Source organism: Rhodococcus sp. BP-332 (genome assembly GCF_019836065.1).
Taxonomy (GTDB): domain Bacteria; phylum Actinomycetota; class Actinomycetes; order Mycobacteriales; family Mycobacteriaceae; genus Rhodococcoides.
Map to the genome: position 1 here is coordinate 228,768 of NZ_JABUEC010000002.1, position 23,747 is coordinate 252,514.

Annotated in this window: 22 protein-coding genes; 7 read left to right on the plus strand and 15 right to left on the minus strand. The window is 69.0% G+C overall.

Going from position 1 to position 23,747, the window contains the following annotated elements:
- Nucleotides 1-188 precede the first annotated feature (188 nt).
- Nucleotides 189-827, minus strand: coding sequence for a hypothetical protein (locus HQ314_RS21260; protein WP_261781490.1), 639 nt, complete (start codon nucleotides 825-827; stop codon nucleotides 189-191).
- A 163-nt stretch (nucleotides 828-990) separates the two neighbouring features.
- Here HQ314_RS21260 and HQ314_RS06870 point away from each other — a divergent pair, with 163 nt between their 5' ends.
- From HQ314_RS06870 to HQ314_RS06880, 3 genes are read left to right on the plus strand one after another with little or no spacing between them, the layout of a single operon-like run.
- Entirely contained in the window at nucleotides 991-2,103 is a 1,113-nt protein-coding gene (locus HQ314_RS06870) for a hypothetical protein (RefSeq protein ID WP_222649686.1), read from the plus strand.
- 23 nt (nucleotides 2,104-2,126) lie between these two features.
- Nucleotides 2,127-2,768, plus strand: a complete 642-nt coding sequence (locus HQ314_RS06875; RefSeq protein ID WP_222649687.1) for a hypothetical protein — start codon at nucleotides 2,127-2,129, stop codon at nucleotides 2,766-2,768.
- A gap of 45 nt (nucleotides 2,769-2,813) precedes the next feature.
- Nucleotides 2,814-5,210 carry a phosphoketolase gene (locus tag HQ314_RS06880; RefSeq protein ID WP_222649688.1) on the plus strand — a complete coding sequence of 799 codons (2,397 nt, stop codon included), beginning with the start codon at nucleotides 2,814-2,816 and terminating at the stop codon, nucleotides 5,208-5,210.
- Between the two features lie 52 nt (nucleotides 5,211-5,262).
- Here the strand turns inward: HQ314_RS06880 and HQ314_RS06885 are convergent, their stop codons facing one another.
- From HQ314_RS06885 to HQ314_RS06905, 5 genes are read right to left on the minus strand one after another with little or no spacing between them, the layout of a single operon-like run.
- Nucleotides 5,263-6,597: an ABC transporter substrate-binding protein gene (locus HQ314_RS06885; protein WP_222649689.1), complete on the minus strand. Its 1,335-nt coding sequence runs from the start codon at nucleotides 6,595-6,597 to the stop codon at nucleotides 5,263-5,265.
- Nucleotides 6,594-7,688, minus strand: coding sequence for a branched-chain amino acid ABC transporter permease (locus tag HQ314_RS06890; RefSeq protein WP_222649690.1), 1,095 nt, complete (start codon nucleotides 7,686-7,688; stop codon nucleotides 6,594-6,596). Before HQ314_RS06890 ends, HQ314_RS06885 begins: the two co-directional genes overlap by 4 nt.
- A gap of 1 nt (nucleotide 7,689) precedes the next feature.
- On the minus strand, nucleotides 7,690-8,568 hold the full coding sequence (locus HQ314_RS06895; protein ID WP_027504741.1) for a branched-chain amino acid ABC transporter permease: 879 nt from the start codon (nucleotides 8,566-8,568) through the stop codon (nucleotides 7,690-7,692).
- 24 nt (nucleotides 8,569-8,592) lie between these two features.
- Nucleotides 8,593-9,333, minus strand: coding sequence for an ABC transporter ATP-binding protein (locus tag HQ314_RS06900; RefSeq protein WP_222650047.1), 741 nt, complete (start codon nucleotides 9,331-9,333; stop codon nucleotides 8,593-8,595).
- Nucleotides 9,326-10,102 (minus strand): ABC transporter ATP-binding protein, encoded by a 777-nt coding sequence (locus tag HQ314_RS06905; RefSeq protein WP_261775734.1) that lies wholly within the window; start codon nucleotides 10,100-10,102, stop codon nucleotides 9,326-9,328. Before HQ314_RS06905 ends, HQ314_RS06900 begins: the two co-directional genes overlap by 8 nt.
- 167 nt (nucleotides 10,103-10,269) lie before the next feature.
- Here HQ314_RS06905 and HQ314_RS06910 point away from each other — a divergent pair, with 167 nt between their 5' ends.
- Nucleotides 10,270-11,586 (plus strand): CdaR family transcriptional regulator, encoded by a 1,317-nt coding sequence (locus tag HQ314_RS06910; protein WP_222649691.1) that lies wholly within the window; start codon nucleotides 10,270-10,272, stop codon nucleotides 11,584-11,586.
- Here HQ314_RS06910 and HQ314_RS06915 read toward each other — a convergent pair.
- Nucleotides 11,549-12,745, minus strand: a complete 1,197-nt coding sequence (locus HQ314_RS06915) for a metallophosphoesterase (protein WP_222649692.1) — start codon at nucleotides 12,743-12,745, stop codon at nucleotides 11,549-11,551. The genes HQ314_RS06910 and HQ314_RS06915 overlap by 38 nt on opposite strands.
- A gap of 155 nt (nucleotides 12,746-12,900) precedes the next feature.
- Between HQ314_RS06915 and HQ314_RS06920 the strand changes: the two genes are divergently transcribed.
- The 3 genes from HQ314_RS06920 (at nucleotide 12,901) to HQ314_RS06930 (ending at nucleotide 15,822) form a co-directional block, all read left to right on the plus strand.
- On the plus strand, nucleotides 12,901-14,307 hold the full coding sequence (locus tag HQ314_RS06920; protein ID WP_027504737.1) for a hypothetical protein: 1,407 nt from the start codon (nucleotides 12,901-12,903) through the stop codon (nucleotides 14,305-14,307).
- Nucleotides 14,304-15,200 carry an ESX secretion-associated protein EspG gene (locus HQ314_RS06925; protein ID WP_222649693.1) on the plus strand — a complete coding sequence of 299 codons (897 nt, stop codon included), beginning with the start codon at nucleotides 14,304-14,306 and terminating at the stop codon, nucleotides 15,198-15,200. The genes HQ314_RS06920 and HQ314_RS06925 overlap by 4 nt, the downstream gene beginning before the upstream one ends.
- 61 nt (nucleotides 15,201-15,261) lie before the next feature.
- Nucleotides 15,262-15,822 carry a hypothetical protein gene (locus tag HQ314_RS06930; protein ID WP_051613116.1) on the plus strand — a complete coding sequence of 187 codons (561 nt, stop codon included), beginning with the start codon at nucleotides 15,262-15,264 and terminating at the stop codon, nucleotides 15,820-15,822.
- A 22-nt stretch (nucleotides 15,823-15,844) separates the two neighbouring features.
- Here HQ314_RS06930 and HQ314_RS06935 read toward each other — a convergent pair whose 3' ends face one another.
- The 8 genes from HQ314_RS06935 to HQ314_RS06970 all read right to left on the minus strand — a co-directional run bounded on the left by HQ314_RS06935 (nucleotide 15,845) and on the right by HQ314_RS06970 (nucleotide 23,744).
- Entirely contained in the window at nucleotides 15,845-16,588 is a 744-nt protein-coding gene (locus HQ314_RS06935) for a siderophore-interacting protein (RefSeq protein ID WP_222632959.1), read from the minus strand.
- Between the two features lie 15 nt (nucleotides 16,589-16,603).
- On the minus strand, nucleotides 16,604-17,467 hold the full coding sequence (locus tag HQ314_RS06940; protein WP_222649694.1) for an HAD-IIB family hydrolase: 864 nt from the start codon (nucleotides 17,465-17,467) through the stop codon (nucleotides 16,604-16,606).
- A 39-nt stretch (nucleotides 17,468-17,506) separates the two neighbouring features.
- On the minus strand, nucleotides 17,507-18,154 hold the full coding sequence (locus HQ314_RS06945) for an SDR family oxidoreductase (protein ID WP_027504733.1): 648 nt from the start codon (nucleotides 18,152-18,154) through the stop codon (nucleotides 17,507-17,509).
- Nucleotides 18,155-18,251: 97 nt separating this feature from the next.
- Nucleotides 18,252-19,517: an ABC transporter permease gene (locus HQ314_RS06950; RefSeq protein ID WP_222649695.1), complete on the minus strand. Its 1,266-nt coding sequence runs from the start codon at nucleotides 19,515-19,517 to the stop codon at nucleotides 18,252-18,254.
- Nucleotides 19,517-20,716, minus strand: a complete 1,200-nt coding sequence (locus HQ314_RS06955) for an ABC transporter permease (RefSeq protein ID WP_308119292.1) — start codon at nucleotides 20,714-20,716, stop codon at nucleotides 19,517-19,519. The genes HQ314_RS06950 and HQ314_RS06955 overlap by 1 nt, the downstream gene beginning before the upstream one ends.
- Nucleotides 20,713-22,290, minus strand: a complete 1,578-nt coding sequence (locus HQ314_RS06960; protein ID WP_222649696.1) for an ABC transporter ATP-binding protein — start codon at nucleotides 22,288-22,290, stop codon at nucleotides 20,713-20,715. Before HQ314_RS06960 ends, HQ314_RS06955 begins: the two co-directional genes overlap by 4 nt.
- A gap of 2 nt (nucleotides 22,291-22,292) precedes the next feature.
- Entirely contained in the window at nucleotides 22,293-23,372 is a 1,080-nt protein-coding gene (locus tag HQ314_RS06965; protein WP_037184768.1) for a BMP family protein, read from the minus strand.
- Nucleotides 23,373-23,543: 171 nt separating this feature from the next.
- Nucleotides 23,544-23,744 (minus strand): cold-shock protein, encoded by a 201-nt coding sequence (locus tag HQ314_RS06970; protein WP_027504730.1) that lies wholly within the window; start codon nucleotides 23,742-23,744, stop codon nucleotides 23,544-23,546.
- Nucleotides 23,745-23,747: the final 3 nt, after the last annotated feature.

A 23,747-nucleotide genomic window follows, 5' to 3' on the forward strand; every position in this document is an offset into this window, starting at 1 on the left:
TCACGTTCGGTTCCCGCGGAACCGGTCAGCAGTGTCCGGACACACGAATGCGGCGCCTGCCCCGTGCAGACGCCGCATCCGGATGGTGGTCACTGTGCTCCGTGGTGACGGTGCACGGTGATCAGATCAACGCTGCCCCCTCGTTCGAACGAACAGTCCGCAGCATTGACCCGGATATCTCTCGGTGATCAGCGGTCGAGCTTGTGCTTCACCGTCTCGGCCAGATCCTGACCGAAGCTCTGCGCGACCGACAGTCGCTTCTGGGCGACCCGGCGCGGGGCGTTGCGCCGACGGCGCACCACGACGACGGCCACGATCGCACCGACGACGGCGGCGATGACGGGGGCGCTCACTGCGGAGGCCTTCTTCACGTCGGACGAGTTCGCGTCGAAGCTGCGCACCTGCTGGGCGACGTTGTCCGCGGCGTGCTTGGCACGATCGGCGACCTCGCCGGCCTTGTCCTGCGCCTTGGCAGCGACCTCGTTAGCCTTGTCGGCTGCCTTCTCCGCGACGCCCCCGGCCTTGTCGGCCACCTCGTTCGCCTTGCCGGCAGCCTTGTCCGCGACCTCGTCGGCCTTGTCGGAAGCCTTGTTCGCCGCGTTCTCCGCCTTGTCTGCGACGTCCCCGGCCTTGTCCTTCACTGCACCTGCGGCATCGTCGACAGCCTGACCGGCCTTGTCGGCGGCCTGCTTGCCGTCCGCCTTGGTCTGCTGGGCTGCACCCTCGGTACGCAGCGAATCGTCGCCCGTGACCTCTCCGGCCTTCTTCTTCGCGGCGCCTGCGGCCTCGTCGACCTTGTTCTGAGCCTTCTCGATGAAGTCGGCCATGATGCACTCCTTTCGACGCTGCCCCTACCGGGCGCGCTCGTGTTCGTATGAAGGTGAGTCGTACAGAGAACGGAGAAGCGCGCGCCGACGACACATGATCTGGGTCACAGCCCGTGTCGACCTGACGGGACGACCGGACCGGTGACCGCATTAAGGTCGGCGCATGGGATCCAACCGACCGGGCAACCGCGGGCAGAAGCGCGCCGCCAAGACCGCGGCGCGGCGACGCCGACAGACCTCGGGGCCGACGGCGTCCACGACAGAACGGGTGCTCGCTCGATTCGTGACGTGGATGGCCGCTCAGGAGGGCGCGGGAGACGTCGAGCCGACGCGTCGCGTCGTCGAGTCGCTCCTCGGTGAACTCACCCGGGTCCACGACGGATTCACCCCCACGGCCTGGACCCCGGACGACGCCCACCTCGTTCTCGACGCCGCCGAATCCGTCCTCGCGCAGAACACCGAGGCGAGCGAGGACGCCGCGCTCCACCTCGTGTTCAGCGCCCTGTCCTATCTGACGTTCCTCGACGACGAGGACATCTGGAGCGGCAGCGACGCCGACTACGAGCACTGCATGGAGGACCTCACCGATTTCGTCGACGGCGTCCCCGACACGCTGACGCCCGAGGACATCACCCTGCCCGAGGTGACTGCGGACGCGGAGTCGGCGGCACTGGCCGAGCTCGCGATCGTCCGCGACGTCGACGCCCTGCTCGCCTGGTCGAGCACCGGTCGGCCGATCGACGCGAAGGAGGTGGCCGCCGCGCTGGGGCTCACCGTGCCCGCGTCGACGTTCCAGATGCCCGCCGACGTGCCCGAACTCGCCCACGCCTGGACCACCGCCGTGTCGTCCGGCGTCGTGGAGATCTCGGACGCCGGCGCCGCTCCCGGACCACTCGCGGCGTACGTCCGGGCGCGCGAGGCGGACGCTCTGCGCACCGTCGTCGCGGCGCACGTCACGGCGCAGTTGTCCGCCGACGACGAGATCGACGTCTCCGCCTCGGTCGCCGACAGCTTCGTCGCCCAGGCGGTGCTGGCCGCCATGACGCCGGACCCGCCCGAGGGCAACCTGGACGAGAACTACGACGACCTCGAGGGCGAGGACAAGCGGACGGCGGAGTTGGTTACCGCGAAGCTCCGAGCGTTCATCGACCAGGGACTGCTCGTCGGCGGCGAGGTGTTGCTGGTGCCACCCGAGCTCCGGCACGCGGTACTCGACGGCGTGGGACGCGCGGACATCTTCGGCACCGTTGCCGCAGAGACCTCCGCCGAGGACTGACACCGCGGCGTAGCGTGCGCGGCGTGGCCCTGATTCATCGCGCGACCATCGTTCCCACCAAGATCGACCTGCTGCGGCAGTGGGTTCCGCTGCAGCCGTGGGCGGCAGGCATCGACGCCGGCACTCTCGAGGTCGTCGACGCCTACCGCTTCGACGATCCCGACGGCGAGGTGGGACTTGAGTCGCACCTGCTCCGCGCCGCCGACGGGACGATCCTGCACGTGCCTCTCACGTACCGATCGGCACCGCTACCCGGCGCCGAGACGACGCTGATCACCACCATGGAGCACAGCGTGCTCGGGACCCGCCACGTTCACGACGCGGCGCACGATCCGGTGTATCTGGCGACGCTGCTGCGGACCGTTCTCACGGGCGGAACTCAGGCGGCGTTCGAGTACGCCGAGCCCGGGCCCGAGCGCGAAGTCACCGCACTCGTCCACGGAACCGGACAGGCCGGCGCCGACGTTCCCGACGTCCACGCGCCGTCGGTCGACACCCGCGGCACCGACACCGTCGTCGACGTCGGCACCGCCGTGCTCACCCTGCATCGCGTCCCGCTGGACGACCCGGCCGATCGCGACGCCCTGGTCGGCACGTGGGCCGGACGGGCTCACCCTGCCGTTCTCGCGACGGCCGTCCTGCATGGAACAGCGCACGGCGGGTAGGCCACTGCCGACGAGCGGGGCCGCCCGGTCGGGAGAGGACCGCACATGCCGTACGAGGATCACGACCTGGAGCTCGACCTGCGCTGGTGGGCCGCGGCGAACTATCTGACCGTCGCGCAGATCTACCTGCAGGACAACACGTTGCTCCGGGAACCGCTACGGACGGAGCACATCAAGCCCCGGCTTCTCGGGCACTGGGGCACGAGCCCCGGCCTGTCGATGATCTACACGATTCTCAACCGGCACATCCGACGCACCGACACCGACTGGCTCTACGTCACCGGTCCCGGCCACGGCGGTCCCGCACTCGTCGCGTCGACATATCTGGAGGGCACGTACAGCGAGATCTATCCGAAGGTCTCCCGCGACGCAGAGGGACTGCGAGTGCTGTGCCGCCAGTTCTCCTCGCCCGGCGGCATTCCGAGCCATGTCAGCGTGCCCACACCCGGCAGCATCCACGAGGGCGGCGAACTGGGCTACGCACTCGTGCACGCCGCGGGTGCCGCCTTCGACCGCCCGGACCTCACCGTCGCCTGCGTCATCGGAGACGGTGAGGCGGAGACCGGGCCGCTGTCGGCGTCGTGGAAGCTTCCGGCCTTCCTGAACCCGCGCCGCGACGGCGCGGTGCTCCCGATCCTGCACCTCAACGGTGCGAAGATCGCGGGGCCGACGGTCCTCGGCCGGACCTCCGACGAGGATGTCGCACACCATCTCTCGGGGCAGGGCTGGGCGCCCGTCGTCGTCGAGGGCGACGATCCGCACCTGGTGTTCCGCGATCTGGAGCAGGCGATCAGGAACGCACACGAGACGATCCGCGAGGCACAGCGCGCCGCCCGCTCCGGGTCCGGTGATCGCGTGCGCTGGCCGGCGATCGTGCTGCGCACACCCAAGGGATGGACCGGTCCGCACGAGGTGGAGGGGGTTCTCGTGGAGGGAACGAACAGGGCGCACCAAGTTCCGCTGTCCGGAGTGCGCGACAATCCCGCGCACCTCCGACTCCTGCAGGACTGGTTGTCGTCCTATCGGCCCGAGACACTGTTCGACGAGAACGGCACCCTGGTCGAGGAGCTGGCCGACCTCGCTCCGTCGGGTGACAAGCGCATGGGATCGACGCCCTACGCCAACGGCGGACGACTCCTCACACCGTTGACCATTCCGACCCTCGACACGTACGCCCTGGACATACCCGCACCCGGCACCACGTTCCACGGGACGACGAAGGTGCTCGGCGAGCTGCTCCGAGACATCTACTCGCGCAACACCACCGAGGACGGCGGCGGATCCTTCCGGCTCTTCTGTCCCGACGAGACGGCCAGTAACCGTCTCGACGCCGTGTTCGACGTGACCGACCGCTGCTGGCAACTGCCCACCACCGAGTGGGACACGGCGCTGTCTGCGGACGGACGGGTGATGGAGGTGCTCAGCGAGCACCTGTGCCAAGGATGGCTCGAGGGGTACCTGCTCGCGGGCGGGCACGGACTGTTCGCGAGCTACGAGGCGTTCGCGATGGTCAGCGTCTCGATGATGATCCAGCACGTCAAGTGGCTCCAGCACGCCCGCGACCTGCGGTGGCGCGAACCCGTCGCGTCGCTCAACATCCTGTTGACCAGCACGTGCTGGCGCAACGACCACAACGGCTTCAGCCACCAGGGCCCCGGCATGATCGACGCCGCCATCCCGCTGTCCCCCGAGGTGGTGCGCGTGTGGCTGCCCCCGGACGCCAACACACTGCTGTCCATCTCCGACCACTGCCTGCGCAGCCGGGACCACGTGAACCTGATCGTCGTGGACAAGCAGGAGCACCTGCAGTACCTCACGCTAGACGAGGCACACGAACACTGCGCCCGGGGAGCGTCGATCTGGGAGTGGGCGGGCACCGAGGCGAGCACCGCCGACCGGCCCGAGGTCCCGGACAGTCCCGACATCGTGCTCGCGAGCGCCGGTGACGTTCCGACACAGGAGATCCTCGCCGCAGCCGAACTGCTCCGCGATTGGGTTCCGTATCTTCGGGTGCGGGTGGTGAACGTCGTCGATCTGATGGCGTTGATGCCGGTGCGCGACCACCCGCACGGCATGCCCGAGGAGACGTTCGTGGACCTCTTCACGGCGGACACCGACGTCGTCTTCGGCTTCCACGGCTACTCGCGCGCGGTGCACGAACTCCTGCACGGACGCGCCGGTGCCTCCCGATTCCACGTGCACGGCTTCCGCGAGCAGGGAACGACCACCACGCCGTTCGACATGGTGGTCGTCAACGAGATGAGCCGATACCACCTCGTCCTCGACGCGCTGCGACGTGCGCGACGCGTGCCCGAACACGGTGCCGATCTGGCCGATCACTGTCGGAACCAGTTGGAACGTCACCGGTCCTACGTCGTCGAGCATCTCGAGGACATGCCCGAGGTGAAGGACTGGACGTGGGGGTCGGCAGAGCGTCACTGACCCGCGGCGGGGGCGTGTCGACGCCCCCGCCACCGTCATCCCGCCGACCGGGTCATCCGGCCGGCTGGGTGTCGGGAATGCCGCTCTCCGGTGGGGTCGCCTCCTCACCGGTGTACTCCTCGACGGCCGAGTCGCCGATGTCCGTGACCAGCACCGGGGTCAGGTTCTCCGGCTTGCCGTTCGTGATCTTGTAGACGCTGGCACCGGAGATACCGAGATGACTGTCCTCGGAGTAGCGGAACGGGGCGAGCTGAGGGCCGGGCAGGTCCTTGCCCTGCGACTGCAGCGCCGCCACGATCGACTCCCTGGTCGGGTTCTCGCCCGCGGCCTGCAGCGCCTGCACGAAGGCGTAGGCGTGGCTCATGCCGTAGATGCGGTAGTTGGTCAGCTCCTCACCGGTTCCGTTGGCGGCCCACACCTTCTGCCACAACTGCGTCCACGGGTTGTCCGGCGAGTCGATGCCGGGGATGTACTCGAGGGAGATCATGTTCTCGAGCGACGAGGCGCCGTCGGTCACCGCGCCCTGGGAGAAGCGTCCGAGCAGCGACCCGACGAGGTCCACGTCGGAACCGATGGAGCTGTAGAACCATTCGGGCGTGTAGTTCAGTCGGCGGGAGACCAGTTGGCTCAGTGCGGTGTACGACGGGACGTTGAAGCCCAGGATCAGATCGGCACCCGCCGCCTGGAGGGACGCGATCTGCGGGGCGACGTCGGTGTTGCCGGACGTGTAGCGGGCGACGCCGACGATCTGATCCTCGAGGTACTGGCGCACCGCGGCCTCGCTGTCGCGGCCGAGGTCGTCGTCCTGCAGGAACAGGCCCACCTTGGCGTCCGGCCGGTTCTTCTGCACCCAGTCGCCGATGATCTTGCCCTCGACCTGGTAGTCGGGCTGCCACCCGAAGGTGTTGGGGTACTTGGCCGAATCGTTGCCCCACATGATCGCGCCCGAGGACACGAACAGATCGGGGACGCCCTCCTCGTTGAGGAAGTCGATGACCGCGCTGTGTGTCGCGGTGCCCAGACCGCCGACCATCGCGAACACCTCGTCCTGCAGGACCAGCTCGTTGACCACCTGCGTGGTGGTGGTCGGGTCGTACGCGTCGTCACGCACGAGGTACTCGATCTGCCGACCGTTCACCCCGCCGGCGGCGTTGACGTAGTCGAAGTAGGCCTTGGCGCCCGTGGGGATCTCGCTGTACCCGGGAGCGGCGACTCCCGTCAGGGGATAGTGCGCACCGATCTTCACCGAGGTGTCGGTGATCCCGACGGTCGAGCCCTCCGTGGACTCCTCCGCCTCCTCACGGCCACCCGCACCGCACGAGGCCACCAGTACGACGGCCGCAGCGAGAGCGGTGCCCCGCTGCGCCCATGTTCGGATCCTGTTCATCGAACTCCTTCTCTCTTCAAACGACGCTGTACGAGACGACCGCGGACCGTGCCGACCAGTCCGAGTGGCGCGAAGAGGATCACGACCACGGTGAAGATGCCGGTGACCAGAGGCGCGAGTTCCGCGGCCTGCAGGCTGCTCAATCCGGCGTCGAGGCCGAGGTTGGTCACCACCGGCGGGATGTAGGTGAGGAGCGCGGCACCGATGAGAGCGCCTGTCAGCGAACCGAGTCCGCCGATGACCACAGCGGAGAGCAGGGTCAGGGACAACACCAGCGTGAACCCGCTCGGCGCGGCGATGCGGGAGGCCATCGCCATGATCGCCCCGGCAGCACCGGCACACGCGGCACTGACCACGAAGGCCAGCACCCGTGCCCGCCCGAGGTCGATCCCCGCGATCTCGGCCGACACCTCGTCGTCACGCACGGCGCGCCAACGCCGTCCGACGCGACTCGACGACACGTTGGCCAGCAGGAAGAACACCAGCACGAGCAGGAACCACCCGACGTAGGCCACGAACTTCGTGGACGTCAGCTCGTTTCCGGTGACGAAGAAGGCGATGTCGTCGAGCGCGGACGGCACGTCGGGACTGGGCACGATGAGACCCTGCTCGCCCCCGAGATACTCCGAGAAGTACAGCGCGAGACCAGGGACGGCGACGGCGAGCGCCAACGTCGCGCCGGCCAGGTAGGGCCCGTGCAATCGCGCCGCGGCGACCCCGACGACGACCCCCACCAGACCGGCCACGACGGTGGCCGCGATCAGGACCAGGGGCACCGACCAGCCGGACTCGTTCGCCCGCAACATCAGTGCCGCGGTGTACGCGCCGACCGCCATGAATGCGCCGTGCCCGAGGGAGAGCTGACCGTTGAGTCCGGTGAGCACGGTCAGTCCGGCCGCGGCGATCGCGAGATACGCCACCGACGTCAGCTGGCTCTGCCGGAACGTGCTGACGCTCTCCAGCACGAGAATCACCACGACGAGGGCCAACAGAGCGCCGAGCAGGTGCCGCCGCACCAGAGTCGACACCACGCGGGCGACGCGCGAGCGTGCGGGTGAGGGGGTGGGCCTGTCGGTCGTCGTCACGGTCATGTCAGACCCTCCTCGCTGCCGCGGCAGCGAACAATCCGTTGGGACGCAACAACAACACCGCGATGAGGATGACCAGCGCCGCGAAGGACACGAGGTCCTGCCCGATGTAGCCACTGACCGCACTGAGCCCGACGCCCATCAGCAGTCCGCCCACCACGGCGCCCACCGGGCTGTCGAGACCGCCGAGCACGGCGGCCACAAATCCGAACACCACGACGGAGTCCATGTAGCCGGGGTGCACCAGCGACCCGCCGGCGATGAGCAGACCCGCGACCGACCCGACCACCGCGGCCAACGCCCATCCCAGCGTGAGCATGCGGCCCACGCGCACTCCCAGCAGGCGCGACACCTCCTGGCTGAAAGCACTGGCGCGCATCGTGAGTCCGAGATCGGTGAACCGGAACAGCGCGACCAGCGCGGCGAGCACCACCAGCACCGCGACTACCTTGTAGATGTCGTTGCCCGTCAGCGCCACGTCCACGGACCCGATGCGCCGACCGTCGAGACCGAACGGAGCGGGAAAGGACCGGAACTGGTTGCCGAACACCAGTGCCGCCACCGCGTGGATCACGATGAAGAGACCGAGAGTGAGGATCACCGGATTGATGTGCGACGCGCTGTCGACGTACCGGATGATCAGTCGCTCGATCAGCGCGCCGAGCACGAGGCCGGAGACGAGCGCGGCGGCGAAGCCGACCCAGTAGGAGTAGCCGGCATCGACCACGACGAGCGCCACGTAGGTGGTGATCATCGCCATCGGCGCCTGCGCGAAGTTCACGATGCGCGTCGAGCGCCAGATCAGCACGAGTGCCAGAGCGAATGCGGCATAGACCATCCCGTTGGTCACTCCGTTGATGACGATGGTGAGCAGTTGTTGCACTCTGTCGTCCTTTCGTGAGGGTGGTCAGAAGCCGAGGTAGGCGTGGCGGAGTTCCTCGTCGCCGACGAGGTCGGCCGCCGGACCCTCCCGCGCCACCGTCCCCAGGGACAGCACGACGGCGTGTTCGGCGATGGACAGCGCGCTGCGGGCGTTCTGCTCGACCAGCACGACGGTGAGGCCGTCCGAGTCGACCGAGTCACGCAGCGTCTGGAAGATCTGCGCCACCACGCGGGGAGCGAGCCCGAGCGACGGTTCGTCGAGCAGCAGGATCGTGGGGGTCGCCATGAGGGCGCGCCCGATCACCAGCATCTGTCGCTCACCGCCCGACAGCGTGTGCGCGGTCGACGCCCGACGGTCCGCGAGAGCCGGGAACATGGACAGCACGCGGTCGATCCCCACCGCGGCCGCGGACCTGTTGCGGCCCAACGCCCCCAGCCGCAGGTTCTCCTCCACGGTGAGTTCGACGATGACCCCGCGGCCCTCGGGCACGTGCGACAGTCCACGCCGTGACATCGACTCCGGGCTCGCTCCGACGAGGTCGACCTCGCCCATCCGGATGTGGCCGGCCACCGGCGGGTGCAGCGCCGAGATCGTCCGGAGCAGGGTCGTCTTGCCGGCACCGTTGGCCCCGAGCACCGCGGTGACCGCGCCGCGGGGCACCCGCAGCGACACGGAGTCGAGCGCGGTGACGGCGCCGTACCGCACCGTCAGATCGGACACGGTCAGGGCGTCGCGGGTCGCCTCGTCCCGCACGACGTCACGCATCACGGTCCACCTCGTCCCCCAGGTAGGCGGCGAGCACAGCGGGATCCTCGCGCACCGTGTCGGGTGTCCCGCGCGCGATGACCTTCCCGAAGTCCAGGACCACCAACCGATCACAGACACTCATGACCAGATCCATGTGGTGCTCGACCAGGAGGATCGACATCCTCGAGGTGAGTCCGCGGACCAGCTCACCCAGCTCGTCCATCTCTGCGTTCGACAGACCCGACGCCGGCTCGTCGAGAAGCAGCAACGTCGGCTCCCCCACCAGCGCCCGCGCGAGCGCGACGCGTTTGCGCACCGCGTACGGCAGGCTGGGCGGGTACCGGTCGGCGTACTCGTCGATGCGGAGTTCGGACAACGTGGCCAGAGCCCGGTCGCGGATCGCGGCGGTGTCGGCCCCGCTCCGAGCGAGTCCGAGCAGCCCGGCGACGATCGAGGTCCGGGCGAGATGGTCCGCACCGACCATGACGTTCTCCACCACGGTCATCCGGTCGAACAGCCCGAGGCCCTGCAGTGTGCGGCTCATACCGAGCGCCGCCAGCGCGGTCGGCTTCAGCCGGCGTACCACCCGGCCGTTCCGGGTCACGGTGCCCGACTGCGGCGCGACGAGGCCGCACGCCACGTTGAACAGTGTCGTCTTGCCCGCCCCGTTGGGTCCGATGACTCCGACGACCTCGCCTCGTCGGACATCGAGTCCCACGTCCGACAGGGCGACGATGCCGCCGAACGACACGGTGACGGACGACAGCTCGAACACGGACTCGGTCATGGTCTCGATCGTTGACACAGTGGCCCACCTCACATCTCGGTGGCACTCACTATGGTCACTCCGCACAGTCGGCGATATGGTCTCCGCGCACGAAAAGGGTCATGCCGCGGGCACCAATTTCGGTCAAACCGCTCGAACCGTCGGGCGCTGTGCGCAAAAATGCGCGCATGGCGTCGCCGTCGATCGGCCGTGGATCGGGGCTGCATCCTGTCCGCGGACGGCTGTCGGCGGAGGAACGAGCCGCGATCCAACGCGCGTGGGCGACGCTGATCCCGGAGGCGGACGCCATCGCCGACTCCATCACGTTGGCCCTGTTCGAGCAGGACCCCGACTATCTCCAGGCCGGCTCCGACATCACGGCCGTGGTCCGTCGCAGCACGCGGGAACACATCCGTCTGGGGCTGCGCAAGCTCAGCGGCACGCAGCACGGTAGCGAGGACAACACCGAGGTGTGGCGGCGCACGGGTCGCGAACGCGCGCGCCAGGGCATCCCCATGGAACTCGTGCTCAAGGCGTACACCCTCGGTAGTCGAACGTTGTGGGAGGAACTCGTCAACGCTCGCGGCGCGAATCCCGGGCTGCTCGAGCCGCGACTGCTTCTCGTCGCCGGCCAACGGTTGTGGCACGCACTCGATGCGCAGAACACGATTCTCGTCGACTCGTACCGGCGTGAGACCGCACGGATGCAGCAGCGCGACGTCACGAAGATCCTCGCCGTTCTCGACGGCTTGCGCGACGGGCGCGGAGCCGATCCCTCGTTCGTCGTCGATGCGCGGAACACACTGGGGCTCACCGCACAGCATCGGATCGCGTGCGTGGTGGGCCCGCTGTCCGAGCGAGGTGACCCACCCCTGACCTCACCGGAGGACGCCGTCGACGGCGTGACATCACTGTCGCACTGGCACATTCGCGACGGGGTTCAGTTCGGCGTCGTGTGCCCGGCCAAGGCGGACCTCGGCCCGGTGGCGGAGGCTCTCGCCGCACGCGCGGTCGGACCGGTGGGCATCGCCGCGTCGACGGACGGACTCGTGACCTTCGCCGCCGCGTACCGAGCTGCCGCGCGCACGGCGGCCACCATCGGCGCCGGCGACACTCCCGCCGCGGTGGCCACGGACCGACTGCCCCACATCGTCATGTCTGCCGACGACGAGATCTCGGATCTGGTCGTGTCCCACGCACTCGGGTCGCTGAACGGACACCCGCCCGCGCAGCGGGAGGTACTGCTCCGAACTCTGGCGCACGTCCTCGCCACCGACGGTTCACCCACCAACGCCGCCAAACTGCTGTACTGCCACCGGAACACGGTGATCTATCGGCTTCATCAGGTCGAGGAACTGACCGGCCGATCCATCACCGCGCCGGACGACCGGCTCCTCCTCACCCTTGCCCTGGTCCGCTCCGGGCACTGGGCGGACGCGGTGGCCGGCGTCGGCGCCGCCACGACTGTCACACCAGAGAGCTCGACCGCAACGTCAGCACGGTGATCTCGCTCGGTGCGAAGACACGGAACGGTGGACCCCAGAACCCCGTGCCCCGGCTCGTGTAGAGCTGCGTGCGGGCGCCGTGTCGGCTGAGGCCGTGGACGACCGGTTGATCGAGTCGGACGAGCAATCCGAACGGCCAGATCTGCCCGCCGTGTGTGTGCCCGGAGACCTGCAGATCCACTCCCGCCGCCACTGCCGCGTCGATCTGCTTCGGCTGATGCGCCAGCAGGAAGATCGGCAGCGACGGTTCCGCGTCCGCCAGCGCGGCGGTCAGATCCGCGCCGTGACCCACCTCGCCCGACCCGCGCGCGGTCCTGTCGTCCACCCCGGCGACGACGAGCCTGTCACCACCGCGCATGACGGTGATGTGCCTGTTGTGCAACGAGTCCCAACCCAGTGACATCATGTGGTCGAGCCACTCCTGGGCCTCGCCGAAGTACTCGTGGTTGCCCGTGACGTAGACGCGTGCCGACTTCGCGTGCACTCGTTCCAGGGGCGCCACCTGCTCGCGTCGACGCTCCACCGACCCGTCGGCGAGATCACCAACGTGACAGACGATGTCGGCGTCCTGGCGATTGATCTCCGCCACGACGTCGGAGGACCAGACGGACCGTTCGATCGGACCGTAGTGCGTGTCCGTCACCAGGACGACGCGGAGCCCGTCGAGTCCGGCGCCGAGTCGATCGAGCGTCACCGTCACGTGCTTCGTGCGCGGCAGCCGCATCGCCTCGCGTCGTCCCCACACCGCCAACGCGACGATGACGGCCAGCACGGCGCCGGCGACGATGCGCGATCGCAGCGGATCGTCGACCCCGACGACGCCGAGCCCGAGCCGTACGACGAGCCCGATGATCGACCACACGAACGCGATCCACACCAGTCCGAGCAGGGTGTCCCCGATGCGCGCCCACCGGTCGGAGTGTGCCCGCCCGTGCCCCTTCGCCATGCCGACCACGAGTGCGGCGGCAGCACCGACCGTGACCACCGTCGCGATGATCCTCGCGGCGATCGGCCAGTCCGCGCCGGTGAACGCGAGAGTCCACAGCGGCGTCCCGAACAGGATCGCGAGAACGACTGTCACGACGGCGAGCCGGCCCACGGGCGGCCCGCCGGACGGAGTGCTCTCGCGAACCTCGCCCGGCACTGAGTGGTCCGACATGGTGCACGTTCCTTCGGTGTCGGGAGCGTCGGCGATCTCTCGAGGAGCATCGCCGCGCGTGGGAGAGACGCGTCAACCGTACGCGGAACCGTGCGGCCGGTCCGCGCGTCGAATGTCACGGGGATCGTGGCACCGCGGTCGGGGAGGACACGAACATGGGGTTCGACATCACGGGGGTGATCGGTGCCGCGGGCGAGACGATCTCGGACGCGGCGTCGGAGGTGGCCGACTTCGCGACGGGACACGACAGCGACGCGGCGGAGTCCGCGGCACGACTGACGGCGGAGTTCCACGCCGACGACGCCGTCCGGGTCGCCCGCGAGGCCGTCGACAGGTCCAGGGTGGGCGACACGGCGAGTGGCGCGAGCGTCGTGGTCCCGGAGGCGTTCGACGGCATGTCGCACCCCGAGATGTTCGCGTACACCACCGAACTCACGCCGGAGCTGCTCGATTCCGGTGCCGCGATGTGGCGCGAGGCCCACACCCGGGCGACCGCACTGGTGTGGACCCTGTGGAACGACCTCGGCGCCGTGCTCGGGACCGACTGGCAGGGCGCCGCGGCCGACTCCGCGCTCGCCGCGATCACGACGTACCGCACCGAGTCGCTGCGCACCCTCGACCTCATGGACATCGTCGCGGGCAAGCTCGAGCAGTCCCGCGACGGGTTCGCGCTCACCCGCGCCACCATGCCCGCCCCACAGTCGTTCACACCGTCGGACTGGGCGCGCACCGCGATGACGGCCGCGTTCCTCGGACCCGTCGGCGCCGCCGGGTCGATCACCGCGATGATGGCCGAGGAGGAGGAGCGGCGCGCCGAGGCCGTGGCGGTCATGAACGGCACCTACGTCCCCACCGCCGTCCGAGCCGATCACGGCGTGCCGGTGCTCACGCCGCCGGGAGATCCGGCGAGCGGGTCCGCGTCGGGTTCCTCGTCCTCGGCGGCCGGTGGCATGCGCGGAGGTGTCGACGCCGCATCGCTCGGTTCGACGGCACTCTCGTCGCTCGCGGCGACTCCCGCACCGACCACGGCGGCGTCGGTCGGCGACTCGACGCCCGTCGCAGGGCCACAGCCTGCGGCCGCCGCCCAGAACTCCGCGGGAGCAGGCACGAGCAGCACCCCGAACGGCGCAGCTCCGCCGTCGGGTGTCGCACCCGTGAGCACGGCACCGGTCGGCCCGTCGGGATCCCGGCCTGCCCTGACTTCACCCGCGGGCTTCGGGCGCGGCTCGACCCCCGCCGGGTACGGGACGGCAGGGCAGCGGTCATCGGCGGGATCCGGTGGGTCGGGCGCGCGGACACTCGGTCCGGGATCCTCGTCCGGGCGCGGCCCCTCGGGCGGTACCACCGGCCCCGTCCTGCAGAGCGCGACCTCAGCCGGCGCGGGCGGTTCCGGCGCGGGCACCCGCGCGGCGGCCTACGGACCGGGCGCAATGATGCCGGGGAGCCGCGCCGGTGGAGACCAGGACGGCGACCACACCACGGCGGGGTACCTCGTCACGGCGGACAACGGCGACCGCCTGGTCGGGGAGCTCCCACTCGTCGCTCCCCCGGTGATCGGGTGATCGTTCGAGCGGCTCCCACGGGGGTCGCCTCGTGGCACCTCACGTCACTCGAGTTCGCCGTACTTCTCGACCGGATCGGCCGCGATCGAGTGCCGTTCCCCTTCTCCTGGACCACGCGCGCCCGCACAGCCGCGGATCTGCGTGCGGAACGCGAGGCCGCCCGCCGCCGCCTCGGTGACCGATCGCTGCTGGCCGCCGCGTCCCTGCTCGGCGGACCCGGACTCCAGGTCACCGCCTGCGGGGTGGAGTCGAGCGATCGACGCGTGCGCATCCGAGCCGCAACCTCGTACTCCGCGATCCCGCTCCATTCCGACCGGCCTCCGGCCTTCCCGCTCCATTCCGACCGGCCTCCGGCCTTCCCGCTCCATTCCGACCGGCCTCCGGCCTTCCCGCTCCATTCCGACCGGCCTCCGGCCTTCCCGCTCGCCGTCGTGGTGGTCCAGGACCCGGGACCGACCTCCGACACCGGCGGCACGGTCCACGTCCACGCCGTACCACCGGAGCGCATGACCCACACCCTCACGGCGGCGCTGCCCCACCGCCGCGCGGGACGGGTGACGCCGTCGTCCGTGTCCCGCGACGACGTGGTCCGCGCTCCGTCGTCCCACCTGCACGATTCGCGTGGCGACACCGACCGCGATCGCGTGATCCACATCCTCGACGGGCCACGGGAGGGGCTCGGTGAGATCGTCGTGGGACACGGCGGCGACGGCCCGCTCGAGGCGATCGCCGGCAGACGGTGGATCGACGCGCTCGGTGACGGGCGCTACCTGGTGCACGCGACCGACGTGGTGGCGGTGCTGCCCGCCACGGCCCAGACCATCGCGGCGGCGCTCGACGACGAGATCCGACGGGCCGGTGCGGTACCACCGGTGACGGGTACACGCAGCTAGGGTTGGGCCATTGAACGCTGCGGCGCTGACGCGTGCGCGGCCGATCGAGAGGACTGGGCAGATGAGCGATCGCTACCCGCGCGACTCCGACAACCGCGACGTCGGCAACTACGGCTACGACGACCGCACTCGGGCCTACGGTCGGCAGGAGCCCTACGCCGAGCCCGGTGGTCAGCGCTACGCGCCGCAGAAGCCCGCATCGTCCGGACTGAAGTTCGACGTCGGCCCGTTCATCGGCGGAGTCGTCGCCACCGCCATCACCACGTTCATCGCAGGATGGGTGGCCACGGCTATCGTCCAGGCCGTCTACAACCGAACCGGAACCAGCGTGTTCTGGATGTACGGACTGGAGGATCCCTGGATCGCCGGTGTGTACGGCGCCCTCGCCGCGATCCTCGCCGGAGCGTTCATGCTCCTGCTGTTCCAGGCGGTGCCGTCACCGAACACGTTCTTCAGCTGGATCGCCGGACTGGTGGTCGTCGCGATCATCGTGCTGCCGTTCCTCGCCGCGGGAGCGATCACCGCTGCGTTCGGCTCCGCGATCGTCAACGGCCTGATGGGGTTCGTCATCGTGGCCCTGCTGTCCACCACCGCGGCCAAGACGTATCACGGTCGTCCCTGACAGCCCCCGTCGTACGTGACGCTCAGGGAATCCAGTACCCCTGAGCTTTGACCGACCTGCGCGGAACGCGGTAGTCGGACTTCAGGATCGACGCGATCGAGCGCGTCGTGACCGTGTCGCACGCGACCCATGCGGCGTGGCGGGACGCGTCGAACGCTGCGGCCGAGACGGCCTCCACCATCGAGGCACCGCCGTCACGCCGTCGTACTCGATGTACCTGCGTGGCGCTCGTCGCCGCGAGCGGGAGCGCGTCGTCGCCGTCGTGCACGGTCTCGAGCCACAGGGTGACGGGAAGATCGTCGGGCAGAGCGGCCAGCAACGAGTTCACCGCGGGAAGTGCCGCGCTGTCTCCCGCGATGAGGTACCCGGCGGGAAGCGGGTCCGGTACCGCGTACTTCGAGCCCTGGAAGGTCGCCTCGAGGGTGTCGCCGGGGGCGGCGCGTCGTGCCCAGTGCGCGGCCGGACCGTCGTGCAGCGCGAACTCGAGGTCGAAGCGGTCGTTCTCGGGGTCCGGGTTCACGACCGTGTAGGCACGGTGGTGCAGCGAGGCACTGCCGTCGTCGGTGGGAAACCACAGGCGCAACCACATCGTGGGATGCACGGGCTTGCGCGTGAACAGTCCACCCGCGGAGACCGTCAACCGACGGTAGTGCGGGGTGACGTCCTCCGCCGCGAGAACGGTGAGCAGTACGTCCGAGCCGCCCATCAGCTTGAGGACCGTGCCCTGCCAGCCCTTGGTCTGCTCGCTGGTCGCTGCGTCGGTCATGCAGCTGAGGGTAGCCTAACCCTGACCGACGTGGGGGTGTGCCAACTCCTCGAGGTACTCCGCGATGCCGTCGTCGTCGTTGCTCGCGACCACCCGATCGACGAGAGCCTGCACCTCGGGGATGGCATTGGACGGACAGATCGCGGTGCCGGCCCACGCGAGCATCTCCAGATCGTTGCGTGCGTCGCCGGCGGCCGCGACCTCCCGCCGTGCGATTCCGCGGCGCTCGCACAGCGCCGCCAGAGCGGTCGCCTTGGACACTCCGCGCGCGGCGATCTCCACGTAGGGCGCGCCGGAATGGGTGACCGAGACATCGTCGACACCGCCGGCGAGCAACGCGCGGTAGAGATCGACGCTCGGCACGGTGGCGTGGCGGGCGACGATCTTCACCATGTCCTCCCGCAACCACGGGAAGGCCGGAGGCCGTTCGCTGTCGGACGGGAAATCACCACCCACGACAGTGTCCATGGTGGACGGGTCGCGGTGATGGTCGGAGAACACGCACAACGCGGCGTATCCCGTCTCCGCGACGAACGAGGTGGGTCCGACCGCGGCGACCACGGTTCCCGGTACGAGGGCGCGCACCCGGTCGACCGCGGCCTGACCGACGGCGACGTCCATCCCCACCGTCTGGGTGATCACGGGTGTCCCGTCGGCGAGATCGATGAGGACGGCGCCGTTGGCGTACACCGCAATTCCGCGGAAACCGCTCTGCTCGGCGAACTCGTGCACGGAGTGCCGAGCCCGGGCGGTGGCCCACACCACGTCGATCCCCGCGTCTCGCGCTGCCGCCATGGCGTCAGCGGTGCGCGCAGAGATGGTCCGGTCGGAGCGCAGCAGCGTCCCGTCGAGATCGGTGGCGAAGAGTCGAACGGTCACCGGGTCAGCCTCTCACCCGGTGACCGTTCCGACCGGGAGTCAGCTCAGCGCGTCGGCGATGGGCGTCTCGCCCTGGTCGAACTCGATCATGCGGCCGGCGGTGGACGGGGTGTCGAGCACGGTGGCGATCACCGCGGCCACGTCGTCGCGACTGACCGAGGCGCCCGTCGCTCCCTGCTCCTTGGTGGTGATGGAGCCGGTGCCGGCGTCGTCGGTGAGGCCGGACGGCGCGACGATGGTCCAGGACAGGTCGCTGTTCTTCAGGTGCTGATCGGCCTCGGCCTTCGCCTCGGCGTACGCGTAGAAGGAGTCGTCCGGGGAGACACCGTGATCCGGTCCGGCACCGAAGTACGACACCAGCACGAACCGCGGGACGCCCGATGCGGACGCCGCGTCGATGCAGCGGATGGCGGCGTCGCGGTCCACGGCGTACGTGCGGTCGGCATCGCCACCCCCGGCGCCGGCAGCGAAGACGACGGCGTCGTGGCCGGTCACGGTTCCGGCGATCTCCTGGGTGGTCTGCGCCTCGACGTCCGCGACGACGGCGGTGGCGCCGGTCTTCTCGATGTCGGCGGTCTGATCGGGATTGCGGATCAGCGAGGTGACCTGGTGCCCACTCTCGGTCAGAATCTTCGCGAGCTTCAGGGCGATCTTGCCGTGGCCGCCGACGACTGCGATGCGTGACATGAGTTCCGGGTGTCCCTTCTTCGAGCACGGGCGGCCGTACGACCGTCCACGGAGGGGGGTTCCCTGCTGTCGGCGCCCGACAAACATCGGACGCCGATCAGGGATACGGTCTGCCCGCCGCGGCGGGACCACGCACCTTCCCGACGAGCCCGGCGACCGCCAGGATGGTGACCACGTAGGGCAGCATCAACATGAACTCGCTGGGTACCGGCGAGCCGATGATGCCCAGCACGTTCTGCAGGTTGGACGCGAATCCGAACAGCAGGGCCGCCAACGTCGCACGGACGGGATCCCAGCGTCCGAAGATCACGGCGGCGAGGGCGATGTAGCCGGCACCCGCGGTCATCTCCTTGCCGAACGCACCGACCGACCCCAGGGTGAAGTACGCGCCGCCCATGCCGGCGATGGCGCCCGCGAGGCAGACGTTCCAGAAGCGGGTGCGTGCGACGTCGATACCCACGGAGTCCGCGGCGCGCGGATGCTCACCGACCGCGCGCAACCGCAGGCCCCACCGCGTGCGGAAGAGGCCGACGAACACGGCCGCCACAGCGATGTACATGACGTACTCGATGACCGTCTGCCGGAACAGCACCGGACCGATGATCGGGATCTGGGAGAGCAGCGGAATCTCGATGCGGGGGAAGCGCGGCGGCGTGTTCAGTGTCGCGGCGCTGGGGACCAGCACCTTGGAGTACAGGAAGCTGGTGAGCCCGACGACGAGCACGTTGAGCACCACGCCGACGATGACCTGGTTGACGAAGTACCGGATGGAGAACACCGCGAGGACGCTGCCCACCAAGGCTCCTGCCACGAGGGCCGCGGCGAGACCGACGTACGGCGACCCGGTGAGCGTCGCGACCACCGCGCTGACGAACGCGCCGCCGAGGAGCTGGCCCTCGATGGCGATGTTGATGATGCCGACGCGCTCGGAGACGACGCCGCCGAGCGCACCGAAGATCAGCGGCGTGCTGAGGGCGACGGTTCCGAGGAGCAGCCCCGGCACGGGAATGGTCTCGCCCACCGCGGACCACGTGAGGAACAGCAGGACGAACGCGACGGCGAACACCGCGGTGACCGCCACCGGTGTGCGCTGCCCCGCCCGGGTGCGAATCGCACTGACCAGCGTGAGGGCGGCGAGCAGGATCACGAGCGCGATGCACGTGGCGCGCGCGGGCAGCCCCACGTCCGGCAACCTGACGAAGTCGCTGTCACTGGCCAGGGAGAACGTGCTGGTGCCGCTGTCGCCCCGCAGTCCGAAGGCCAGCAGCGCGACGACGGTGACGACACCCAGGACGACGGGAAGCTTCCAGGAGGCGGCGGGACGGGACCCGGCGTCGGGAGGAGCCGTGGCGAGTGTGCTCATCAGCTCACCCCTTTCGCTCGAGGTTCGGGTAGTCGGAACACCGCTCGCACCAGGGGCGGCGCGGCGATGAACAGGACGATGACCGACTGGACGACGAGCACGATGTCGATGGGGATCGACTCCGCGGCCTGCATCGCGAAGCCGCCCGCCTTGAAGGCTCCGAACAGGATGCCGGCGGCGAACACACCCCACGGACGCGAGCGCCCCAGCAGTGCCACCGTGATGGCGTCGAATCCGATGCCGGCGTCGATGTCAGCGGAGAAACCCGTGGTGACGGTACCGAGCACCTGTGCGACACCGGCGAGCCCGACCAGAGCACCCGACAGGACCATCGCGTAGATGTACACGCGCTCGACCTTGATGCCGGCCACGCGGGCCGCGGAGGCGTTCTCCCCCACGACGCGGAACCGGAAGCCGACGCTCGACCTCTCGAGCAACCACCACACAGCTGCGGTCACGGCGATGACGAGGACGAAGCCCCAGTGCAGCGAGTACTTCGATCCGAACAGCGACGGCAGGATCGCGTCGTCCATCATCGCGGGCGTCTTGGGGTTGTTGGAGCCGGGTGCCTGCAGCGCGCCGGGAGTGCGCAGCAGGTACGAGATCAGGTAGAACGCGACGTAGTTGAGCATGATCGTCACGATCACCTCGTGCGTGCCGGTCCGCGCTCGCAGCAGTCCGGCGATGCCGCCCCACAGCGCGCCGCCGACGACACCAGCCAGGATCGCGACGATGAGGTGCACGTAGGGCGGCAGGTCGAAGGTGAACCCGACGTAGCCGGCACACGCGGCGGCGATCAGCATCTGGCCGCGGCCGCCGATGTTGAACATGCCGACCCGGAACGCCAGCGCGACACCGAGACCCGCGGCGATCAGCGGGGTGGCGAAGGTGAGGGTCTCGGTGAGCGGACGGATACCGTCCGCGAACCGAGGCCGTCGGAAGTTGTAGACACTGCCCTGGAAGAGCGCCGAGTAGGCGCCCCAGACCGAGTCCCAGATCGCGGAGAGCATGTCCGTGGGGCGTGAGAAGAAGTAGCCCGCCGTCTCACGCACCTGCGGATCGGTGACGGCGATGAGAATCGCGCCGACGACGAACGCCATCAGGACCGACAGCAGGGACAGCAGCACACTGCCACTGGCGATCTTGCGCAGCACCGACTCGGACGTGGACGGCGGCGTCGCGGTGTCCGTCGCGGTCACGCGGCTCCCTCGGTGTTCGCGTCGGTGGAGTGGCCTCCGGCCATGAGCAGTCCCAACTCTTCTCGTGAGGCGTCGCCGGACACGATGCCGACGATGGTGCCTCGGTACATCACCGCGATGCGGTCGGCCAGCGCCGACACCTCGTCCAGTTCGGACGAGATCACGATGACGGGGGTGCCCGCGTCCCGCGTCGCGACGATGCGCTTGTGCACGAATTCGATGGATCCCACGTCGATTCCGCGCGTGGGTTGCGACGCGATGAGCAGGCGCAGATCGCGCCCGAGTTCCCGTGCGAGCACGACCTTCTGCTGGTTACCGCCCGAGAGTCTGCCGACGGCCGTGTCGATGCTCGGCGTGCGGATGTCGAACTCCGACACCTTCTCCGACGCGAACGACCGGAGGAAGGACCGCACGATGCTGCCACGAGCGGAGAACGGCCCGCCGTGCGACCGGTCGAGCATGAGATTCTCGGCGATGGTGAACTCGCCGACGAGTCCGTCCTCGGTGCGGTCCTCGGGAACGAAACCCACACCGGCGTCGAGCACGGATTTCACGTCGCGACCGACCAGCGAGGCACCGTCGAGCGTGATCTGACCGGTCATCGCCGGATGCAGACCCAGCAGTGCTTCGGCGAGCTCCGTCTGACCGTTGCCCTGCACGCCCGCGATCGCCAGGATCTCGCCGGCGCGCACCTCGAAGGACACGTCGTTCACCACCGGGCCGGCAGCACCCGGAACCGTCAGGTTCGACACGACCAGCGCGGCATCCCCCAGCTGCGCCGGGTCCTTGGCGACGCGCAACTGCACGTCGCGACCGACCATGAGGGACGCCAGTTCGCCGTCGGTGGCGGTCGGCTCGGCCTGGCCGACGACCTTTCCGAGGCGGACGACGGTGATGCGATCGGCGACCACGCGCACCTCACGCAGCTTGTGCGTGATGAAGACGATGGCCGTTCCCGCCTCGGCGAGCTGACGCATGATCGTCATCAGCTCGTCGGTCTCCTGCGGGGTGAGGACCGCCGTCGGCTCGTCGAAGACCAGGATGTCGGCCTCGCGGGAGAGCGCCTTGATGATCTCGACGCGCTGCTGCACGCCGACCGGGAGATCGCCCACTGTCGCGTCCGGATCCACGTCGAATCCGAAGCGGGCCGACACCTCCCGTACCAGCGCACGAGCCGCGTCGAGATCGAGGCGACCGCCGAACGTCGTCTTCTCGTTGCCCAGGATGATGTTCTCGGCGACGGTGAACACCGGGATCAACATGAAGTGCTGGTGCACCATGCCGATCCCGGCGGTCATCGCCTCGCCGGGGCCGGCGAAGGTGCGCCGCTCCCCGTCGATGAGGATCTCGCCCTCCTCCGCCCGGTACAGGCCGCTGAGGACGTTCATCAGCGTCGACTTCCCGGCACCGTTCTCACCGAGCAGGCAGTGGATCTCCCCCGCCTCGACGGTCAGATCGATGTGGTCGTTGGCGACCAGGGAACCGAAACGCTTGGTGATGCCCCGGAGTTCGAGCTTCGGCAGGTCGTGCCCGGGGCTGCTGTCGAGCGTGGACGCGGTGTCGTTCGACGCCATCGTCAGTTGGGCGACGAGGGCGACGTGACCGTGATCGATCCGTCGATGATGCCCGCGCGGATCGTGTCGAGTTCACCCTGCAGAGCCGGATCGACCTGCGACTCGAAATCGTGGAACGGCGCGATGCCGACACCGTCGTTCTCGAGCGTGCCGACGTACGGGGTGTTGTCGAAGGAGCCGTCGCCGACCGCCTTGACCACTTCCTCGGTACTGGTGGCGAGGCCCTTGGTCACCGACGTGAGCACCAGGTCGGACACCGACGGGTCGGAGACGTACACGTCGGCGTCGGCGCCGATCAGCGCGATCGGACGGTTCGCGTCACGGATGGCCTGGGCAGCGGACTGGTAGATCGGACCACCGACCGGGAAGATGACGTCGGCGTTCTGGTCGATGAGGCCCTGCGCGGTGTTCTTCGCGACCTCGTTCGCCTCGAATCCACCTGTGAAGGAGCCGTTCTGGGCGTCGACGTCCCAACCGATGACGCGCACGTCGCGGTTCTTCTGCTCGTTGAAGTACTTCACACCGTCGGCGAAGCCGTCCATGAAGATGGTGACGGTGGGGAACTGCGATCCGCCGAAGGTACCGACAGTGTTGGTCTTGCTGTAGCTCGCTGCGGCGTAGCCGGCGAGGAACGCGGACTGCGCCGTGTCGTAGGTCAGCGGCTTGACGTTGTCCAGTTCGATGGACGAGTCGTCGACGATGGCGAAGTTGACGTCGGTGTTCTGCTCCGCGGCTTCCTTGGTGGCGTCCGCGAGCGCGAAACCGACCGTGACCACCAGTCCGCAGCCCTGATCGACGAGGTTGTTCAGGTTGGGCGTGTAGTCCGTCGGGGAGTTCGACTGCACCGTGATCGGCTCGACGTTCAGTTCGCCGGCCGCGGTCTGCAGGCCCTCGTAGCTCAGCTGGTTGAAGGACTTGTCGTCGAAGCCGCCGGAGTCGGAGACCATGCACGGGGTGAAGTCACCCGAGTCGGATCCGCCGCTCGCGCTGTCTTCCGGCGCTGACCCACAGGCGGTGACCAGGGTGAACGCGCTCGCGACTGCGACGGTGGAGAGTGTTGCTCTGGAAAGGGTGTTCGGCACGGGTGTGCTCCGTTTCGCTCGTGGCTGTGATGGAACATTAACCCGAGCGTCGGACGAGCGCCGAGCGTCCGCCCGAAAACCTGTGTGCGACCCACCCCCGGACATGCCACTGGGGCCGGACACCTGTCGGTGTCCGGCCCCAGTGTGAAATTTCGGTGGGTTACTCCGAAATCAGATCGCGCGAACGCCGCTCGCCTGAGGACCCTTGGCGCCCGAGGTGACCTCGAACTCGACGCGCTGGTTCTCTTCGAGGCTCTTGAAGCCGGTGCCCTGGATCTCGGAGAAGTGGACGAACACGTCAGGTCCATCTTCCTGAGCGATGAAGCCGAAGCCCTTTTCGGCGTTGAACCACTTGACGGTGCCCTGAGTCATGGT

What these genes read in the sequence shown, in the direction of transcription:
- HQ314_RS06960 (WP_222649696.1), bottom strand. Translation starts at nt 22,290, where the DNA reads ATGGCGTCGAACGACACCGCGTCCACGCTCGACAGCAGCCCCGGGCAC.
- HQ314_RS06910 (WP_222649691.1), top strand. Translation starts at nt 10,270, where the DNA reads ATGGCGTCGCCGTCGATCGGCCGTGGATCGGGGCTGCATCCTGTCCGC.
- HQ314_RS06970 (WP_027504730.1), bottom strand. Translation starts at nt 23,744, where the DNA reads ATGACTCAGGGCACCGTCAAGTGGTTCAACGCCGAAAAGGGCTTCGGC.
- HQ314_RS21260 (WP_261781490.1), bottom strand. Translation starts at nt 827, where the DNA reads ATGGCCGACTTCATCGAGAAGGCTCAGAACAAGGTCGACGAGGCCGCA.
- HQ314_RS06945 (WP_027504733.1), bottom strand. Translation starts at nt 18,154, where the DNA reads ATGTCACGCATCGCAGTCGTCGGCGGCCACGGCAAGATCGCCCTGAAG.
- HQ314_RS06950 (WP_222649695.1), bottom strand. Translation starts at nt 19,517, where the DNA reads ATGAGCACACTCGCCACGGCTCCTCCCGACGCCGGGTCCCGTCCCGCC.
- HQ314_RS06905 (WP_261775734.1), bottom strand. Translation starts at nt 10,102, where the DNA reads ATGACCGAGTCCGTGTTCGAGCTGTCGTCCGTCACCGTGTCGTTCGGC.
- HQ314_RS06935 (WP_222632959.1), bottom strand. Translation starts at nt 16,588, where the DNA reads ATGACCGACGCAGCGACCAGCGAGCAGACCAAGGGCTGGCAGGGCACG.
- HQ314_RS06920 (WP_027504737.1), top strand. Translation starts at nt 12,901, where the DNA reads ATGGGGTTCGACATCACGGGGGTGATCGGTGCCGCGGGCGAGACGATC.
- HQ314_RS06885 (WP_222649689.1), bottom strand. Translation starts at nt 6,597, where the DNA reads ATGAACAGGATCCGAACATGGGCGCAGCGGGGCACCGCTCTCGCTGCG.
- HQ314_RS06890 (WP_222649690.1), bottom strand. Translation starts at nt 7,688, where the DNA reads ATGACCGTGACGACGACCGACAGGCCCACCCCCTCACCCGCACGCTCG.
- HQ314_RS06915 (WP_222649692.1), bottom strand. Translation starts at nt 12,745, where the DNA reads ATGTCGGACCACTCAGTGCCGGGCGAGGTTCGCGAGAGCACTCCGTCC.
- HQ314_RS06930 (WP_051613116.1), top strand. Translation starts at nt 15,262, where the DNA reads ATGAGCGATCGCTACCCGCGCGACTCCGACAACCGCGACGTCGGCAAC.
- HQ314_RS06900 (WP_222650047.1), bottom strand. Translation starts at nt 9,333, where the DNA reads ATGCGTGACGTCGTGCGGGACGAGGCGACCCGCGACGCCCTGACCGTG.
- HQ314_RS06870 (WP_222649686.1), top strand. Translation starts at nt 991, where the DNA reads ATGGGATCCAACCGACCGGGCAACCGCGGGCAGAAGCGCGCCGCCAAG.
- HQ314_RS06880 (WP_222649688.1), top strand. Translation starts at nt 2,814, where the DNA reads ATGCCGTACGAGGATCACGACCTGGAGCTCGACCTGCGCTGGTGGGCC.